This window comes from Streptomyces sp. NBC_01775 (assembly GCF_035917675.1).
Lineage (GTDB): Bacteria > Actinomycetota > Actinomycetes > Streptomycetales > Streptomycetaceae > Streptomyces.
In genome coordinates this window covers 8270796-8287818 of the sequence record NZ_CP109104.1, presented here as the reverse complement: position 1 = coordinate 8287818, position 17023 = coordinate 8270796, and the positions used below count along the sequence as shown (strand labels likewise).

The window sequence follows — 17023 nt, the reverse complement described above, 5'->3', positions numbered from 1 at the left end:
GTCTACCAGGCTTCGGCCAGCATGGCCCGGGTGTCGGCGAGCAGCTGCGGCAGCACCCGGGTGTGGCCGACGACGGGCATGAAGTTGGTGTCCCCGCCCCAGCGGGGCACCACGTGCTGGTGCAGATGTGCAGCGATCCCGGCTCCGGCGACCGAACCCTGGTTGATCCCCAGATTGAACCCGTGCGCTCCCGAGACCCGGCGCAGCACGGTCATCGCGCGCTTGGTGAGGGCCCCCAGCTCGGCCGTCTCGCTGTCGCTCAGCTCGGTGTAGTCGGCGATGTGCCGGAAGGGGACGATCAGCAGGTGCCCGCCGTTGTAGGGGTAGAGGTTGAGCACCGCGTAGACCTCTTCGCCCCGCGCGACGATCAGGCCGTCCTCGTCGGATTTCTGCGGGATGGCACAGAACGGGCAGCCGTCCTCGGCGCCGGGACCGCTCGGCTTGTTCTCGCCCTGGATGTATGCCATCCGGTGCGGGGTCCACAGGCGCTGGAACGCGTCCGGCGCCCCCACTCCGATCTGCTGCTCCGGCTCACTCGTCATGCGCGCCAGCTTATGCGCCTGGCGGCGCGGGACACGACGAGGGGGCGGCCCGCACAGCGGACCGCCCCTCAACCCCGCGTTTGCGGGGGCCACATCCACCGAGCCCCTTTCGGCTCGACCGAGCGTGGACCATCCCCGCGCGTGCGGGGCCACACATCACACCTGGACTCGGCGCTCCACCGCGTCAACGATCTCCCGGATCGCCTCGTCGCGCGAGATGCCGTTCTTCTGCGTCCCGTCCCGGTAGCGGAAGGACACCGCGCCGTTGGCGACGTCCTCGTCACCCGCGATCACCATGAACGGGACCTTGCTCTTCTGCGCGTTTCTGATCTTCTTCTGCATCCGGTCCGACGAGGAGTCGACCTCCATCCGCAGCCCGGCGGCCTTCGCGGCGCCCGCGAACTCCTCCAGGTACGGCACGTGATCGTCACCGATCGGGATGCCGACCGCCTGCACAGGTGCGAGCCATGCCGGGAAGGCGCCCGCGTAGTGCTCCAGGAGCACGGCGAAGAACCGCTCGATGCTCCCGAACAATGCCCTGTGGATCATCACCGGCTGCTGCCGGGAGCCGTCGGCCGCCGTGTACTCCAGCCCGAAGCGCTGCGGCTGCTGGAAGTCGACCTGGATCGTGGACATCTGCCAGGTCCTGCCGATGGCGTCCCGCGCCTGGACGGAGATCTTCGGCCCGTAGAAGGCCGCGCCGCCCGGGTCCATGACCAGCTCAAGCCCCTGCTTGCCGGCGGCCTGCCGCAGCGCGTCGGTGGCCTCCTCCCACTCCTCGTCGGTCCCCATGAACTTGTCCGACTCGGGGTCGCGGGTGGACAGCTCCAGGTAGAAGTCGGAGAGGCCGTAGTCGCGCAGCAGGTTCAGGACGAAGGTGAGCAGGCTGTCCAGCTCGTCCGGCATCTGCTCCTTGGTGCAGTAGATGTGCGAGTCGTCCTGGGTGAACCCGCGCGCCCGGGTGAGCCCGTGCACGACGCCGGACTTCTCGTAGCGGTAGACGGTGCCGAACTCGAACAAGCGCAACGGCAGTTCGCGGTACGAGCGTCCCCGCGCCCGGAAGATGAGGTTGTGCATGGGGCAGTTCATCGCCTTGAGGCGGTAGTCCTGCCCGTCGAACTGAAGGGGCGGGAACATGCCGTCCGCGTAGTGCGGCAGATGCCCGGAGACCTCGAAGAGCTTCTCCTTGGTGATGTGCGGGGTGTTGACGAAGTCGTACCCCGACTCCTCGTGGCGCTTGCGTGAGTAGTCCTCCATCACCTTGCGGACGACGCCGCCCTTGGGGTGGAAGACGGCGAGGCCGGAGCCCAGTTCCTCGGGGATGGAGAAGAGGTCCAGCTCGCTGCCGAGCTTGCGGTGGTCACGCTTCTCGGCCTCGGCGAGGAATTCGAGGTACGCCTTCAGCTCGTCCTTGCTGGGCCAGGCGGTGCCGTAGATCCGCTGGAGCTGCGGGTTCTTCTCGCTGCCTCGCCAGTAGGCGGCGGCCGAGCGCATCAGCTTGAAGACCGGGATCATCCGGGTGCTGGGCAGGTGCGGGCCCCGGCACAGGTCCTTCCAGCACAGCTCGCCGCTCTTGGGGTCGAGGTTGTCGTAGATGGTCAGCTCGCCGCCGCCGACCTCGGCCGAGGCGCCCTCCGCCGCGTCAGCGGCGCTGCCCTTGAGGCCGATCAGCTCCAGCTTGTACGGCTCGTCTGCCAACTCGACGCGCGCGTCCTCATCCGTGGTGACGCGGCGGGAGAAGCGCTGCCCCTGCTTCTGGATCTGCTGCATCTTCTTCTCGATGCGCTTGAGGTCCTCGGGAGTGAAGGGCTCGGCCACGTCGAAGTCGTAGTAGAAGCCGTCCTTGATGGGCGGGCCGATGCCGAGCTTGGCCTCCGGGAACAGCTCCTGCACGGCCTGTGCCATGACGTGGGCGGTGGAGTGGCGCAGGATGTCCAGGCCGTCGTCGCTGGCGAGGTCGACGGGCTCGATCTCCTCGCCGTCCGACGGCTCGTAGGCGAGGTCCTTCAGCTCGCCCCCGGCGCGGACTGCGACCACCGAGCGCTCGCCCTCGAAGAGCACGGCGGCCGAAGTGCCCGTCGTCACCACGCGCTCTTCCCGCTCGGAATCGCGTTGGATGGTCACACGGACGTCTGACACCGGTCTCTCCTGACTCTTGCCTGGAATACGCGGACACTCGCCGCGCCGTCGAATCGTACCGAGCCGCGGTGCCGTACCGCGAAACGGTCGTGTGCTCAGCCGCCGAGCCCGCACTCGAGGCCGTCGAGGCCGTGGCGGAGCTGTTTGAGCAGCCGCTCACGTGCGTCCTCGGGCGCGGGCACGGGGACCACGCCGTGCGCTCCGCTCAGGCGGCGGAATCCGCCTCTGCTCTCCAGCAGTCCGCTCAGCCGCAGCGGCAGCCCGGCCAGGTGCGCGTGAACGGCGACGCGGTAGTCGTCCTCCTCAAGGCGCGCCCGTACCTGTACCACCTCGGCCCCCGCCAGCACCTTCAGCCGCACGGAGCCCGACCCGGAGGGTTCCGCGCGGCGCAGCCGCACCACGGCGCCCGTCACCCGGACGGGGACGGAGGGTTCGGCGCGCGTGTAGTGCCGCCCGGCCAGCTCCAGCGCGGGCAGGTCGCCGGGGGTGAAGACGACGGGTGCGGGCCGGGCCGGGCAGCCGAGAGGGCCACCTGCCGAGGCGGACCAGAGCAGCGTGATCCGCACGCCCTCGGTGCCGCGCACCAGCTGGCACACCGAGTCCGTCAGCTCCTGGCAGACCCCGTGTTCGCGTACGGCGTCGAAGTGCTCGGTCGCCCCCGTGGAGCGGTAGGAGCTCACGGCGTCGGCCGTCGCGCGCAGGGCTTTGCCGAGGGCGACAAGGGGTCGTCGTGCGGCTTCCGTCGCGACGGGGAGGCGGGCCCTCAGCAGCCGTCCGCCGGCGCCCTCGCCGCTCCCTTCCTCGAAGCGGGCCAGCTCTGCGTATGCGTCGGCCCGCCGCTCGTGGCGGGCGCCGTGGTATCCGGCACGCTCGTGGGCGGCCAGGGCTCCGGCGCGCAGCATGGCGCGGGCGGCGGCGCCCAGCTTCTGCCGGGCACGCCAGGCCGCAGCGCTGTTGCTCTCGGGCAGCTCGCGCCGCCAGTGGATCTCATCGCCGTCGTCGGCGCCGACTCGCATCAGGGTCTCCGTCTCCGGGCCGTCCCTCCCTTCTCCTCACCAGGGAACGGCACCGCAAACGGGCGGGGTTGAGGGCAGTCGGCGCAGGGCGGGACCGGTACACCGGACACACGAAAGAGGCCGCTCCGTCTGCTGACGGCACGGCCTCTGTGTGAACTCGGGGTGGGCGATACTGGGTTCGAACCAGTGACCTCTTCGGTGTGAACGAAGCGCTCTCCCACTGAGCTAATCGCCCCGGGTGTTCCGCCCCTCGCGGTGCGGCACGTGCAGAACAATACAGGGCGCCTCACTCTTCATCCAAACCCCTTCTCAGCAGGGCTCGCAGACCGCGCAGCCCGCTGCGCATCATCAGCGCGTGGTTCGCGGCGAAGAAGGGCCGCCCGGGCACGGCGAGCAGACGCAGCAGAGGCTTGCGCACCTCCACGTCCTGATCGAAGAGCGCCACGCAGGCCCCCTCGCCCCGTTCCCGCACGGTCCAGCGCGCCCAGCCCTCCAGATCCCCGTGCATACGGATCTCCAGCACGCCCGCTTCGGGGTCGTACCGGCTCATAGTGGCGCTTACGGAGAGCACGTAAGGAAGTACCGAACGGAAGCGGCCGGTGCCGCTGCCCTCGTCGGCACGGGCGATGGCGCGGACCTGTGGCCACCACTCGGGATACGCCTCGGCGCGTTCAAGGAGGGCGAAGACCCGGGAGGCGGGAGCCGCCAGCTTCCATTCCGCGCGGAAGCGGTAGCGGTGCAGGGCCACGGGCGCACCTCCGTCGGATATGCCAGCGGGGCCCAGAAGCCGTACGGCTTCTGGGCCCCGCTGCGCGGTGGGCGATACTGGGTTCGAACCAGTGACCTCTTCGGTGTGAACGAAGCGCTCTCCCACTGAGCTAATCGCCCGTTGGCGCGCCCAACATTACCCCATGTCAGCGGATGCCTTGGACTCCCGACGGGTCTTCTTGCGCTCCCGCCGCTCGGCGCGACGGGCCTTCAGCCACTCGGTCCCCACGTGCACCTTGCGCCTTGTCCAGCGCAGGACGTGCTGGGCCCAGATGAACTCGGTGCCCCACACCGCCATGCCGCCGAAGATCACCAGCCAGCCGGGCCCCGGCAGGGGCAGCATGATGACCCCGGCGACCACGATCGCCAGGCCCACCAGGAAGATTCCGGCACGCCAGCTCAGATGCAGCGGACGCGACGCCTGAATGAAGCTCGGCGCGCGGGACCCAAGCGGCTTTTCGTCACTCTCCGCACTCATACTGGCCAAGGTACCTGACACATTTCGGTCACGGCGGATCACTGGAATGGCGGCACGGCGCAAATCCCACAAGGGCCATACGAAGGACCTGATTCCGCACAAATCGGTCAGAGGGGTTTACAACCGGCGCGTAGGTGGCATGTCGATTGCGCCGACGTGCGAATCCCCGAGCGCACACTGAGCGAAAGGCCCTGGCGCTTATGAACACAACGGTGAGCTGTGAGCTGCACCTGCGCCTCGTTGTTTCGAGCGAGTCCTCACTGCCTGTACCCGCGGGCCTGCGGTATGACACGGCGGACCCCTACGCCGTGCACGCCACCTTCCATACCGGCGCGGAGGAGACCGTGGAGTGGGTCTTCGCCCGCGACCTCCTGGCCGAGGGCCTGCACCGGCCCACGGGCACCGGTGACGTACGGGTCTGGCCATCCCGCAGTCACGGCCAGTCCGTGGCCTGTATCGCCCTCAGCTCCCCGGAGGGCGAGGCGCTGCTCGAAGCCCCTGCGCGGGCGCTGGAATCCTTCCTCAAGCGGACCGACGCGGCGGTGCCGCCCGGCACCGAACACCGTCACTTCGACCTCGACACCGAGCTCTCGCACATCCTCGCCGAGAGCTGAGACCGCCGGTCACCGCAGCCGTCCGACTCGGGGCGACGGCTGCGGGGCCCGGCAGGCGTGTGCCCGCCGCACCACCCCGTGTACGGCACACAGCGATGCCGCCGCCGCGCACTCGTACGCGGCGGCGGCATCGCCACGACAGGAACGGGCTAGGCTCTTACCGCATCAGGCCGGAGGATGTTCCCGACACGGCAGGAGCTGACCGTGCAGATCAACCACGACACCCGGTGCGCGCTCGACCAGTCGGTCGACCTGCTGAACACCACGGCGGACGGGGAGACCCCCGACGGGCTGACCACCGTGGCGGATCTGCGCTCCTTCGTCGAGCGGAACGAGGTCAGCGACGTCGGCACCCTCACCGAAGCGGACCTGCGGGGCGTACGCGCCGTGCGGGAGCGTTTCGCGCGGGTCTTCGCGGCCCCCGACGCCCGGACGGCGGCCGGGCTGATCAACGAGTTGGTCGCGGAGGCGGGCACGACTCCCCAGCTCACCGACCATGACGGCTACGACTGGCACGTCCACTACTTCGCCCCCGGCGCCTCGGTTGCCCAGCACCTGGCGGCGGACGGCGGGATGGCGCTGTCCTTCTTCCTCGTCTCCGGGGAGCGCGACCGGCTGCGCAGGTGCGAGGCGCCCGACTGCCGCCGCGCCTTCGTCGACCTGTCCCGCAACCGCTCACGGCGCTACTGCGACAGCCGGACCTGTGGCAACAGACTGCATGTCGCCGCCTACCGGGCGCGGCAGCGGGAGTCGGCGGGCGCGGGTCAGAGCTGAGGCTCCGTCCCCGCCTGCACCCGTCCCGCTGCTACCGCCGGGTCAGAGGAAGATCAGGTCGTGGGCGCCGGTGATGGCGAGCAGCAGGGCGATGACGGCGAGGAACAGCATCAGCGGGGGTTGGGAGAGCGCGTACAGGCATCCCTTGGGTTCGGTGAGCGGCGGGGGCTCGGTTGCGGGGGGCGCGGCTACGGCGCGTTGCGGCTCGTCGAGCTCGATCGCGGAGTTCGGCGTGGTGTCCATCTCGCGGGGATCATGTCGCAGACCGCCGCACCCCCGCGTGCAACATGCCCTGTTGGGCGTCTAGTTCAGGAAAAATACCACCTTGGGAGCGGCGGCATGCTAGTGCCGTGACCGGCAATGTTTGCCCGGAAGGAGCGTCGTCGTGGGGGCACCGCCCGCCCGCCCGCGCGAGCGGAGCCGAGCGTGGGGGAGCGTGCGATCGCAAGGCGGCCGGAAGCCCTTGATCGGGGCCTCCCCTGCTCTGGGGGCACCTCCCGGCCGAAGGCCGGGGGAGAAGCTGAGAGCTTGGGGAAGGAGCCACCAGGGCTTTTGGCCAACGCCGCTGGGGGCACCCCCTGCTCGGAGAGCTTGGGGGAGTGCGTGCCGGACGACGCGACAGGGCAAAGCTTGCCGGGAGGGGCACCAGGCCCATAAAACGCCTGGAGGAGCGGACGGGTCACGACCTGCCCGGCGTGGAGGGCACCTACAGTCACACGACGCTCGCGATGGAGCTGAAGATTGCGGAGTCGTTGCAGTCGATGTGGGAGGCGTCGCTGACGCCGGTCATCGAGCGCCGGGAGTTCGGGCCTACTCCCCGGGAGAGTTGATCTCCCAAATATCTCCCAGGGATGTCGGCGGGAGCCGGATGGCCCTTGGTACGGCTCTCAGATGCCGTGCTTCTTGAGGATGGCCTCGATGTCGGCGAAGTCCTCGCCGCCACCGGAGGCAGCGGGCTTCTTGGCCTGGGCCGCCGGGGTCCTGGCGACGGAGGCGCCGGGGGTCAGGGACGGCGCTCCGGCGGCGGGTTCCGTGGCGCGGGGCCGCTCGGCGCGGGCCGCCGCGCGGCGCTCCTTGCGGCCAGGACCGGCGGCCGAGGCCCTGCCACCGGCCACGCGGGCGATGACGTAGAGCAGGAAGGCGCAGGCCAGCACCCCGAATCCGGCCCACACGGTGGGCTTGAGCACCAGGTCGGTCGCCCAGGTGCCGAATGCCTTGCCGATCTTGCCACCGAGACCGGCCAGCCCCGACATCGCCAGCCCGACGGGCAGCAGCGAGAAGGCGGCGATACGCGTCGCGGCCACGAAGCGGCGGCGCCAGGCCGTCAGAAAGGCGACAGCGAGGCCCGCGGCGGAGAGCGCGGCACAGACGGTCGTGGTGAGCATCTCTCCATCCTGTCACCGTTCGGGCGGTCCGAGCCATGGCCGGGCTGCGGTTCAGGGACATCTCCGGGTCGGATGCCGTTCTCAGGGCTGAGAGACTGGCCCTATGGACGAAACCACCGCCGCCGGGCCCGCCGGCACCGCCCTTGACGTGTGGTGCGAACTGCAGTGCCCCGACTGTCACCGCGCCCAGCCCGACCTGAGTGCCCTGCGGGAGCGGTACGGGGACGCGCTGGAGATCCGGCTGCGGCACTTCCCGCTGGAGAAGCACAAGTACGCCTACGCGGCAGCGCAGGCGTACGAGGAGGCGTACGCGCAGGGCCGGGCCGACGCCTACGCCGAGGCCGTGCTGGGGCGCACCGGCGAGCTGGGCGAGCGGGGTGAGGAACTGCTGCTGGAGGTCGCGCGCGAACTGGGCCTGGACGCGGAGGAATTCGAAACGGCGCTGATCGACGGGCGGCACCTGCTGGCGGTGGACGCCGACCAGGCGGAGGGCAAGGCGATCGGGGTGACGGGCACGCCGACGTATGTCATCGGCGGTGAGCGGCTGGATGGCGGCAAGGGCCAGGAGGGCCTGCGGGAGCGTGTCGAGGAGATCGCCGACCGGCTTCTCGGCCGCTGAGAATCGGTCCCCTGAGCGGAACGGCAGCGATCACAGCAGAGTCTTGTCGAAGTAGCGCTCCACGGTGCGGTAGCCCAGCGAGGTGTAGAGCCGCTCGGCGCGGGGGTTGTCGGTGAAGACGTTGAGGCCCAGCAGCCGCACCCCCACATCCAGGCACTCCCGCTCGGCCACCAGCATCAGTGCGCGGCCGTGGCCCTCGCCGCGCCGTTCCTCGACGACCTCGACGTCGAAGACCCACGCCTCCACGTCGGGGCGCGGCAGCTGTCGGAAGCTGACCCACAGCGAGCCCACGTCGGCCCCGGAGTGGGTGAGGACGCGCAGTGCGACCCCTTCGGTCGTCGCACCGTCCGGGAGCTGGGTGGCGCGGGTGGCCTCGCACTTGGCGTCGGCCTCCTCGCGGGTGTGGCCCCGCTCGAGCAGACCGTCGATGAAGCCGCCGATGCCCGCGTCCCACCACGCGTCGAACTCCCCGGCCGTCAGGGCACGGGCCGCGGTGCCCTCCGGGAGTCCGGGCCGCTCCCTCAGCTCCTTGATCATGTGACGGCTGCGCTCGCGGTATCCGAGCGAGGCCATCAGGTGCGGGCCCGCGTGCGCCGTCTCCTCGTCGCCCCCGGCGTCGAGGCTCCGGGTGCCGAGCGGCACGGATGCTTCGACGCGGGCGCAGCCCCAGCCGCGCAGCACCTCCTCGGCCGCCAGCGCGGCCACGGTGCCCCTCCCCCGGCGCCGCTCGCCCGGCTGGACGTTCAGCTCCGTTATCCGCCCGGTGGCCGGGCCGCCGCCGTCGGCGTGGCTGAGGAGGCGTACGGCGCCCACGGGGCGGGAGTTGACGCGGATCTCGTAGTCCCGTGAGCGTCTGCCGTCGGCGGTGCGGCTCTCGGGCCCGGTCGGGCGCAGGGTGGTCGTCACGGGGAGGTTCTACCCCGCGCCCGGGGCCCGCGTCACCCCCGTTTCGCGGGCTCTACGGGTCGATGTCGGCGGCCGAGCGCTCCTCGAAGACGCGCATGGCCTTCGCGGTGACCGGTCCCGGTGCGCCGGGCAGCGTACGGCCGTCGAGGCGCGCGACGGCCTGGACGTCGCGCAGGGTGGAGGTCAGGAAGATCTCCTCGGCGCTCTCCAGCGCGTCCATCGGCAGCTCGGTCTCCTTCGCTCCGGTCCACTCCACGGCCAGCGCTCGGGTGATGCCGGCGAGGCAGCCGGAGGCGAGGGGCGGGGTGTGCAGTTCGCCCTGGAGGACGACGAAGACGTTGGAGCCGGTGCCCTCGCACAGCTGTCCGTGGGTGTTGGCGAACAGGGCCTCGGAGGCGGCCTGTTGCCGGGCGCGGGCGAGGGCGACCACGTTCTCGGCGTAGGAGGTCGTCTTGAGTCCGGTCACCGCGCCGCGCTCGTTGCGGGTCCAGGGGACGGTGATGACGGAGGTGCTGTCGGGCCGCCGGCCGGCCTCGTCCAGGGCGACGACGAGGGTGGGGGCGGCCTCGCCCCGGTCGGAGCCGAGAGGGGAGAGCCCTCCGGTGTAGGTGATCCGCAGCCGTCCGCGCGGCGTGGGGTTGGCGGTGACGACGGCGGAACAGGCGCGGCGTACCTCGTCCAGGTCGGGCTCGGGCAGGCCCAGGCCGCGCGCGGAGGTGGCGAGCCTGTTCAGGTGCCGGGTGAGGGCGAAGGCGGTGCCGTCGGTGGTCTTGACCGTCTCGAAGACACCGTCGCCGACCGTCAGTCCGTGGTCGAGCACCGATACCTGCGCGCTGTGCGCGTCCCGCAGTCCGCCGTCGAGCCAGATCTTCACTGCTGTTCACCTCAAGGAGCCGATGGGAACCGGTCTGCCACACCTGTCACAGGGGAGGTGGCTGCCGTTCCGTGCCGGGTGCGCGCGCTTCGTACTCCCCCGACGCTACCGCGAGCAGTCTGGATGCCTTCAGCTCGGTCTCTCGCCACTCGCCCTCCGGGTCGGAGCCCCAGGTGATCCCGGCGCCGGTGCCGAAGCGCAGCAAAGGGCGGGTATGACCCCGCTCGATCCAGAAGGTCCGTATGCCGACGGCCAGCTCGCCGGTCCCGCGGTCGGCGTCGACCCAGCCGACGCCTCCGCAGTAGGCCCCGCGCGCGGCGGGCTCCAGCTCTTGGATGAGCCGCAGGGCGCTGGACTTGGGCGCCCCGGTGACCGAGCCGGGCGGAAAGGTGCCCGCCAGCAGGCCGGCCCAGCCGGCGCCGCGCCCGTCGGCCTCGGTGAGTTCGCCCCGCACCGTGGAGACGAGGTGGACGAGCCCGGGGTGCGGCTCCACGGCGCACAGGGCGGGGACGGTGATGGAGCCGACGGCGCAGACGCGGCCGAGGTCGTTGCGTACCAGGTCGGTGATCATCACGTTCTCCGCGTGATCCTTCTCCTGGAGGTCGGCCTCGGTGCGTCCCGTGCCCTTGATGGGGCCCGACTCGATGACGCGCCCGGCGCGGCGCAGATACAGCTCGGGCGAGGCCGTGGCGATCTCGACGCCGTGGGCGGGGAGGCGGACGGTGCCCGCGTAGGGGGCCGGGTTGCCGTGCGCGAGGCGGGCGGTGAGCTGGTCGATGTCGCTGGCGGCGGGCGAGGGGTCGGGCAGGGGCGCGCTCAGGACGCGGCAGAGGTTGGCCTGATAGACGTCACCTGCGGCTATGGCGGTGCGTATACGGCGCACACCCTCGGTGTACGCGGCGCGGTCCAGGGAGCTGCCCCAGGCGTCGGCGGCGGGCCCGCGCCAGCGTCCCGGCAGGGCCGCGAGGGCCGGTGCGGTGCGTACATCGCCGAAGCGGGCGCAGCGCAGACCTCCCTCGAAGTCGGCGACGACGGCCCACCAGCCCGTCGAGTCGAGGGCCTCGGGGTCACTGGTGACGTCGCGGAGGTCGGTGGCGAGGCGTCCGCCGAAGCGGGCGAGCGGGGTCAGATCGGACACGCTGGCGAGTGTATGGGGAGCGTCGGGGCGGCCACGCTGCGGAAACGGAATTTGAGCTGGCCGGGGAATCCGCTAAAGTTCAACACGTCGCCGGGTCGCGGAAGCGGACCGGAGCACGACATCTGCGGACGTAGCTCAGTTGGTAGAGCGCAACCTTGCCAAGGTTGAGGTCGCCAGTTCGAACCTGGTCGTCCGCTCGACATGGGGGATCTTCCCGAGCCCTCATGGCTTGGTGGAGTGGCCGAGAGGCGAGGCAACGGCCTGCAAAGCCGTCTACACGGGTTCAAATCCCGTCTCCACCTCCAAGGACGATTAGCTCAGCGGGAGAGCGCTTCCCTGACACGGAAGAGGTCACTGGTTCAATCCCAGTATCGTCCACCAGGCCCCTCGGGGCCTTCCGCGCGGTTAGCTCAGCGGGAGAGCGCTTCCCTGACACGGAAGAGGTCACTGGTTCAATCCCAGTACCGCGCACGGACGATTAGCTCAGCGGGAGAGCGCTTCCCTGACACGGAAGAGGTCACTGGTTCAATCCCAGTATCGTCCACCAACGATGGGCCCCGGTCTTGTGACCGGGGCCCTTCTCGTGCGGCGGGCTGCCGCGGCCTGGGGTCGGATCAGGAGGAGAAGAGCATCCGTCCGAAGCCCCTGTTGTGACCGTGGTGGCCGTGGTGCCCCCCGTGGTGGCCGCCGTGCGAACCCTGGTGAGGGGCGCCCCAGGCCGGTGCGGCGGGGTAGGACTGCGGGCCGCCGGGCGGCGGGGGCCCGGGCTGCGACCACTGGGCTTCCAGCCGGGTGATCGACTCCAACTCGCCGTAGTCGAGGAAGATTCCCCGGCAGCCGGAGCACTGTTCTATCTGTACGCCGTTGCGGTTGTAGGTGTGCATGGGCGCACCGCACTTCGGACACTGCATCATTGTCGGCTTCCTCTCTCCGCCGGTCCCCCGGCCTTCCCGGCTCCCGGTCGTTGTGCTGCCGCACCAGACTACGGCCCCTGGGGCACGGGAAGTTCGGCCTGGGTGCGAAGGGAGGCAATCCGGACGCACGCCTCGATACACGCCTGTTCGGCCTCGTCCAGGGCGCGCGCCTCGGTACGGGCCTTGGCGACGGCGAGCGCGGCGGTCTGCACCGTCAACGCACGGGCGGGGGCGTCGAGATACGGCCAGGGGTCCCCTTGGCCGTCGAGCCCGGGTCCGGGGGCGGAGGCGGAGGCGGAGGCGGGGTCCTGGTCGTCGGTGCGGGGACCGGCGAGCGGGCGGCGGGTGGCGAGTGCCCGGCGGGTGGCTGTGTAGGCGGCGAGAAATCGCTCCCACTCGGCGGGCGCGAGGAGGCCCGTCGCGTACCAGCACGCGGGCCGCGCCAGGTCCCAGGCCGGATCGCCGAGGCCGAGGTCGTCGACGTCGATGAGGAGCCAGGGGCCGTCGGGCGCGGGGTGCCTGACGAGTTGTCCGAGGTGGAAGTCGCCGTGGCACACGGTGGTGGCGTGGCGCGGCGGGGCCTCGTCCCTGCACCAGCCCGGCAGCGCCGCCCAGGCCCGCTCAACGGTTTCGGCGGCCTCGGGGTAGGTGTGCGCCGCGCTCACCGATACCGCGCCCCGCATGCGCGCGAGGGCCCGCGCCGCCTTGGCCGGGCCGCGCATGGGTGGCAAGGAGGCAGGCGCCGGTGCGGCGTGCAGCCGCGCCAGCAGGGTGCCGGCCGCCTCCCAGGGAGCGGCGGCCGGGGCTTTGGGGTCCACGGGCGACCCGTACCCCCACAGACTCGCGAGCCTGCCGCTGCCGGCCAGCGACACCGGTCCTCGCCCGCCCTCGGGCGGCAACAGGATGCCGCGGTATGCCGCCTGACCTGCGACCGCCAGCCGGGGATGCAGATCTTCGGGCGTCGCCTCCGGCGCGTGCGCCTTGACGACCACACCGCCCACCCGCAGGACGCACACGTCCCCCCGCTCGGCCAGCACCTCCACGCTCTCGCCGTCGCCCCCCGGCCCGGCAGCACACTCCGCAAGCTCCCGCAGAAGCAGCGCACGGTCACCTGGAGATGGTCGAGAGGACACGGGCGCTCCGGAGGTCGGGACGAACGCGGCGGACGAACGGCCACACCGCCACCTCGGGAGCGTACGCCGTACGGTGCGGTGTCCACCGCAAGGCCTGACACGCGAACGGGGCAGGCGTCGGCCGGGGTGGGCCCACGCAGCACGGTGGCGCGCCACAGCTGCGCCGTGCCCGGAGCAACGGCATCCCCCGGTCGGCTCCAGCTCGGTCGAAGCGGCGGCGGGCACAGTGGCCGGTGCCCGGTTGCGGCCTGATGTCGCCCGAGGCCGGGCAGCAGGCAGGTTGGAGGCGGGCAAGCGGCGTTGGGGCCGGGTGGGAGGTCCCGAAGGCGGCGTGCCGGAGAGGGCGGAACGCGTGAGGGCCCGGGTAGCTCCCCAGCTACCCGGGCCTCGTGCCGTCCGCCGCACCCCCGTCCCCACGGGGTTGTTAGCCGGAAGTCCCCGACCCGGTCCGCTCCACCGGGCCCGGGGTCCGCTCAGGACCCCAGCATTCCGGCCACGGACGACGCTTGTGTGGCCACCATCTGGCCCCAGCCTGTGATGAAGCCGAGCAGGAGCGCCAGTGGCAAGACCATCGCGGCTGCCACCAGCGGATGCCGACGGCCACCCGGACGGGTGCCGAGGGCGGCCAGGGCCGCCAGCTTTCCCTGTCCTCTGGGCGACGTGCGCCCTGCGGTGTGCGCCATGATCCGCTCCTGTCGTGGTCTGGGGCGGCGGACGTCTGACCTCGGGGGACGAGTGCTGCGCCCGCCGCTTGACCACAACATTAGGGACCGGCGCGAACCGCGGCGTCATGCGCGCGTACCGACTCTTGGGCCTCCCCCAGGATGACGTGACACGGCGTCGGCTACTCCCCAGGGTGGAGGCGGGTTCGTCTTTCCTGGGGTCTTCCCCCAGGGGGTACCCAGAGGAAGGCCCCCGTCGCAGGTCAGCGAGCGACCGAGGCTCCCGCGCATGGGCAGCGCGTGCACCGGCCGGCGCGCCTCTCGCGGCTGCCGCCGGGTGAGGATTCCCGGGTGACTTCGCTCACTTCGGCAGCTCGCTCCCGGAGGGGGCCGCTACCGCGCGCAAGGGGATCTCCGTGGCTCCGTGACGCTCGCCCCGCCGGCGTCCTTCGTCCCGTCAAACCCCGCGCCGCCGCCGGGCCTTGGGCCTGCTGGGCAGGGGGCGTACGGGCGCGCGGCCCGGCGCGCCCAGCCGACTTCCAGTCTTCCACCGGGCTCTGACATTCCATCTGGCGCGGCGTGCGCGGCCTATCGTCGCCATGCGACGGCAGTCCGTAAGCTGTGGTCGTCGGACGGACCGGTCAGCGGGGTGGGGTTCATCCCCCACCGGACACCGGAGGTAGGGGAACGAACATGGCGATGATGCGGCTCCGGCGCGAGGACCCGCGAGTCGTCGGCTCGTTCAGGCTCCACCGGCGCCTGGGGGCCGGCGGCATGGGCGTCGTGTATCTCGGCTCGGACCGGCGCGGACAGCGGGTCGCGCTGAAGGTGATCCGGCCGGACCTCGCGGAGGACCAGGAGTTCCGTTCGCGCTTCGCCCGCGAGGTGTCGGCCGCTCGGCGGATCCGGGGCGGGTGCACGGCCCGGCTGGTCGCGGCCGATCTGGACGCCGACCGGCCGTGGTTCGCGACCCAGTACGTCCCCGGTCCCTCGCTCCAGGACAAGGTCAACGAGGGCGGCCCGCTGCCGGCCGCGCAGGTCGCCTCGATCGGCGCGGCGCTGGCCGAGGGCCTGGTCGCGGTGCACGAGGCGGGCGTCGTCCACCGGGATCTGAAGCCGTCCAACATCCTGCTGTCGCCGAAGGGCCCGCGCATCATCGACTTCGGCATCGCCTGGGCGACGGGGGCGAGCACCCTCACCCATGTGGGCACCGCGGTGGGCTCGCCCGGCTTCCTCTCGCCCGAGCAGGTGCGGGGCGCCGCGGTGACGCCCGCCACCGATGTCTTCGCGCTCGGTGCCACGCTGGCCTACGCCGCGACGGCCGACTCCCCGTTCGGGCAGGGCAGTTCGGAGGTCATGCTCTATCGCGTCGTGCACGAGGAGCCACATCTGCACGAGGTGCACGCGGCGCTCGCACCGCTGGTGAAGGCATGTCTGGTGAAGTCGCCCGAGGACCGGCCGAGCACGCTTCAGCTGTCGCTGCGTCTCAAGGAGATCGCGGCGCGTGAGGCGCGCGGCCTCTCGGAAGGCGGCGACACCGCGACGCTCGGCGGCGGCTGGCTCCCGGGCCCGGGGGAGCGGCCGGGCACCGGTGTGCGGCCCGCGCCCGCCGTCCGGCAGAGCCGGGTGGCGGCCGAGCGGCGGACACCGGATCACGCGCAGCAGCGCCCCCGGCGGACCGCCGGGGGCAGGGGGCGGGAGGACACGGCGAGCTCGCCGCGCGCCTCGACACCGCGTACTCCCCGCCCGGCCAGGGACGGCTACGAGGAGGGAACCGGTGTGCGTGCGGGCACCGGACGCCCGTCCCGGCGCTCCTCCGGTCCCCCGCCGCCCCGCGGGGACAGCAGTGGCAGAACCGGCAGCGGGAGACAGCCCGCCACCGGCGCGAGCGGAAACAGCGGCGGCCGGCCCTCGGGGAAGCGGCCCATGTCCCAGCGGCCGGGCAACGGCCGCAGTCCGGCGGCCCGCAAGCGGCGGCTGCTGCGCCAGCGACTCGTCGTCTTCGTGACCGTGACGCTGCTGGTGGCGCTGGCCATCGCCGCCGCACAGGGCTGCGAGGGGCCGCCCCGGGGAATGGGCGAGCACTTCAAGCGGCTGCCCGCTTCGGCACCGCAGCAGGACGACGAGCGCTAGGCGGGCCCGCGCTCCCCGTCTCCGGCGTGTGCCACCTCCGCCGCGTCACCGAGTCGCTGAGTCACCGCGTCACCGCGTAGAAGGCGACCGCCGCCGCCGCGCCCACGTTGAGGGAGTCGACGCCGTGCGCCATGGGGATGCGGACCCATTCATCGGCCGCCATCAGCGCGCGGGTGGAGAGCCCGTCGCCCTCGGCGCCCAGCAGCAGTGCCGTACGGCCCTCCGCGTCCGCTGTGGCGGCGTCGATCGGTACGGCCTTCTCGTCGGGGGTGAGCGCGAGCAGTTGGAAGCCCTCGTCGCGTACCGTCTCCAGGCCGCGTGGCCAGTCCTCGAGCCGGGCATAGGGGACGGCGAAGACCGCGCCCATGGAGACCTTCACGGAACGGCGGTAGAGCGGGTCGGCGCAATCCGGTGAGAGCAGGACGGCGTCCATGCCGAGGGCCGCCGCGCTGCGGAAGATGGCGCCGATGTTGGTGTGGTCGTTGACCGACTCCATGATCACGATGCGGCGTGCCGTGGTGAGCAGCTCCCCCGGCTCGGGCAGCGGCTTGCGCTGCATGGAGGCGAGGGCGCCCCGGTGCACGTGGTATCCGGTGACGCGCTCCGCCAGCTCGGGGCTGACGGCGTAGACCGGGGCCGGCACCTCGTCGATGACGTCGCGCATGACGTCGATCCACTTGGCGGACAGCAGCATCGAGCGCATCTCGTAGCCCGCGTGCCGGGCACGGCGGATGACCTTCTCGCCCTCGGCTATGAACAGCCCCTCGGCCGGCTCGCGTTTGCGCCGCAGCTCGACATCGGTGAGCCCCGTGTAGTCGCTCAGGCGCGGGTCGTCGGGGTCGTCGACGGTGAGGAGCCTTCCGGCCGGGGTTCCTGGGGGTGCTCCGGGGGAGGATGCTGTAGCCACACGCCCGATACTGCCTTGTCG

The 17023-nt window shown here is 71.7% G+C and carries 19 protein-coding genes and 7 tRNA genes; 10 read left to right on the top strand and 16 right to left on the bottom strand.

All coding sequences use genetic code 11. From position 1 onward, the window contains the following. Positions 1-2: 2 nt before the first annotated feature. The 7 genes from OHB04_RS36630 to OHB04_RS36600 all read right to left on the bottom strand — a co-directional run bounded on the left by OHB04_RS36630 (position 3) and on the right by OHB04_RS36600 (position 4943). Positions 3-542: an HIT family protein gene (locus tag OHB04_RS36630; RefSeq protein WP_326691935.1), complete on the bottom strand. Its 540-nt coding sequence runs from the start codon at positions 540-542 to the stop codon at positions 3-5. A 156-nt stretch (positions 543-698) separates the two neighbouring features. Further along, positions 699-2681 carry a threonine--tRNA ligase gene (gene thrS, locus OHB04_RS36625; RefSeq protein ID WP_326691934.1) on the bottom strand — a complete coding sequence of 661 codons (1983 nt, stop codon included), beginning with the start codon at positions 2679-2681 and terminating at the stop codon, positions 699-701. A 95-nt stretch (positions 2682-2776) separates the two neighbouring features. Beyond that, entirely contained in the window at positions 2777-3697 is a 921-nt protein-coding gene (locus OHB04_RS36620; protein WP_326809143.1) for a hypothetical protein, read from the bottom strand. A gap of 163 nt (positions 3698-3860) precedes the next feature. Continuing rightward, positions 3861-3932, bottom strand: a tRNA-Val gene (locus OHB04_RS36615). Between the two features lie 51 nt (positions 3933-3983). Continuing rightward, positions 3984-4445 (bottom strand): SRPBCC family protein, encoded by a 462-nt coding sequence (locus tag OHB04_RS36610; RefSeq protein ID WP_326809142.1) that lies wholly within the window; start codon positions 4443-4445, stop codon positions 3984-3986. A 68-nt stretch (positions 4446-4513) separates the two neighbouring features. Continuing rightward, a tRNA-Val gene (locus OHB04_RS36605) sits at positions 4514-4585 on the bottom strand. A 16-nt stretch (positions 4586-4601) separates the two neighbouring features. Continuing rightward, a complete protein-coding gene (locus OHB04_RS36600; protein WP_326809141.1) occupies positions 4602-4943 on the bottom strand; it encodes a TIGR02611 family protein in 342 nt (113 codons plus the stop codon). Positions 4944-5143: 200 nt separating this feature from the next. Between OHB04_RS36600 and OHB04_RS36595 the strand changes: the two genes are divergently transcribed. Both OHB04_RS36595 and OHB04_RS36590 read left to right on the top strand, forming a co-directional pair. After that, the gene (locus OHB04_RS36595) at positions 5144-5557 is read left to right on the top strand and encodes an SsgA family sporulation/cell division regulator (protein ID WP_026005227.1); all 414 of its coding nucleotides are present in this window, start codon (positions 5144-5146) and stop codon (positions 5555-5557) included. A 204-nt stretch (positions 5558-5761) separates the two neighbouring features. Then, entirely contained in the window at positions 5762-6331 is a 570-nt protein-coding gene (locus OHB04_RS36590) for a CGNR zinc finger domain-containing protein (protein ID WP_326691930.1), read from the top strand. Positions 6332-6373: 42 nt separating this feature from the next. Here OHB04_RS36590 and OHB04_RS36585 read toward each other — a convergent pair whose 3' ends face one another. Further along, positions 6374-6574 (bottom strand): hypothetical protein, encoded by a 201-nt coding sequence (locus tag OHB04_RS36585; RefSeq protein ID WP_326691929.1) that lies wholly within the window; start codon positions 6572-6574, stop codon positions 6374-6376. 356 nt (positions 6575-6930) lie between these two features. On the opposite strand from OHB04_RS36585, the gene OHB04_RS36580 reads away from it, so the two are divergent. Further along, positions 6931-7161 carry a hypothetical protein gene (locus OHB04_RS36580; protein ID WP_326809140.1) on the top strand — a complete coding sequence of 77 codons (231 nt, stop codon included), beginning with the start codon at positions 6931-6933 and terminating at the stop codon, positions 7159-7161. Between the two features lie 57 nt (positions 7162-7218). Here OHB04_RS36580 and OHB04_RS36575 read toward each other — a convergent pair whose 3' ends face one another. Then, entirely contained in the window at positions 7219-7716 is a 498-nt protein-coding gene (locus OHB04_RS36575) for a hypothetical protein (RefSeq protein WP_326691928.1), read from the bottom strand. A gap of 103 nt (positions 7717-7819) precedes the next feature. Between OHB04_RS36575 and OHB04_RS36570 the strand changes: the two genes are divergently transcribed. Continuing rightward, complete coding sequence (locus OHB04_RS36570) at positions 7820-8335, top strand: DsbA family protein (RefSeq protein ID WP_326691927.1); 516 nt, start codon at positions 7820-7822, stop codon at positions 8333-8335. A gap of 30 nt (positions 8336-8365) precedes the next feature. Here the strand turns inward: OHB04_RS36570 and OHB04_RS36565 are convergent, their stop codons facing one another. The 3 genes from OHB04_RS36565 to OHB04_RS36555 are packed head-to-tail and all read right to left on the bottom strand — an operon-like array spanning position 8366 to position 11253. Continuing rightward, the gene (locus OHB04_RS36565) at positions 8366-9241 is read right to left on the bottom strand and encodes a GNAT family N-acetyltransferase (protein ID WP_326809139.1); all 876 of its coding nucleotides are present in this window, start codon (positions 9239-9241) and stop codon (positions 8366-8368) included. Positions 9242-9293: 52 nt separating this feature from the next. Further along, on the bottom strand, positions 9294-10115 hold the full coding sequence (locus OHB04_RS36560) for an aminotransferase class IV (protein WP_326691925.1): 822 nt from the start codon (positions 10113-10115) through the stop codon (positions 9294-9296). 46 nt (positions 10116-10161) lie between these two features. Further along, positions 10162-11253 carry a chorismate-binding protein gene (locus tag OHB04_RS36555; protein ID WP_326809138.1) on the bottom strand — a complete coding sequence of 364 codons (1092 nt, stop codon included), beginning with the start codon at positions 11251-11253 and terminating at the stop codon, positions 10162-10164. A gap of 124 nt (positions 11254-11377) precedes the next feature. Here OHB04_RS36555 and OHB04_RS36550 point away from each other — a divergent pair. The 5 genes from OHB04_RS36550 to OHB04_RS36530 all read left to right on the top strand — a co-directional run bounded on the left by OHB04_RS36550 (position 11378) and on the right by OHB04_RS36530 (position 11800). Next, positions 11378-11450, top strand: a tRNA-Gly gene (locus OHB04_RS36550). A 34-nt stretch (positions 11451-11484) separates the two neighbouring features. Continuing rightward, positions 11485-11558: transfer RNA gene (locus OHB04_RS36545), tRNA-Cys, on the top strand. A 1-nt stretch (position 11559) separates the two neighbouring features. Beyond that, positions 11560-11634: transfer RNA gene (locus OHB04_RS36540), tRNA-Val, on the top strand. Between the two features lie 18 nt (positions 11635-11652). Further along, positions 11653-11724 (top strand) — tRNA-Val (locus tag OHB04_RS36535). Between the two features lies 1 nt (position 11725). Beyond that, positions 11726-11800: transfer RNA gene (locus tag OHB04_RS36530), tRNA-Val, on the top strand. A gap of 67 nt (positions 11801-11867) precedes the next feature. Here the strand turns inward: OHB04_RS36530 and OHB04_RS36525 are convergent. From OHB04_RS36525 to OHB04_RS36515, 3 genes are all read right to left on the bottom strand, one after another. Beyond that, entirely contained in the window at positions 11868-12164 is a 297-nt protein-coding gene (locus OHB04_RS36525; RefSeq protein WP_326693082.1) for a TFIIB-type zinc ribbon-containing protein, read from the bottom strand. Positions 12165-12235: 71 nt separating this feature from the next. Continuing rightward, complete coding sequence (locus tag OHB04_RS36520; protein ID WP_442815038.1) at positions 12236-13300, bottom strand: phosphotransferase family protein; 1065 nt, start codon at positions 13298-13300, stop codon at positions 12236-12238. Between the two features lie 473 nt (positions 13301-13773). After that, complete coding sequence (locus OHB04_RS36515; RefSeq protein WP_326691923.1) at positions 13774-13983, bottom strand: hypothetical protein; 210 nt, start codon at positions 13981-13983, stop codon at positions 13774-13776. 672 nt (positions 13984-14655) lie between these two features. Here OHB04_RS36515 and OHB04_RS36510 point away from each other — a divergent pair. Next, positions 14656-16095 carry a serine/threonine protein kinase gene (locus tag OHB04_RS36510; protein WP_326691922.1) on the top strand — a complete coding sequence of 480 codons (1440 nt, stop codon included), beginning with the start codon at positions 14656-14658 and terminating at the stop codon, positions 16093-16095. A 61-nt stretch (positions 16096-16156) separates the two neighbouring features. Here OHB04_RS36510 and OHB04_RS36505 read toward each other — a convergent pair whose 3' ends face one another. Then, positions 16157-17002 (bottom strand): TrmH family RNA methyltransferase, encoded by an 846-nt coding sequence (locus OHB04_RS36505; protein ID WP_326691921.1) that lies wholly within the window; start codon positions 17000-17002, stop codon positions 16157-16159. Between the last annotated feature and the right edge of the window lie 21 nt (positions 17003-17023).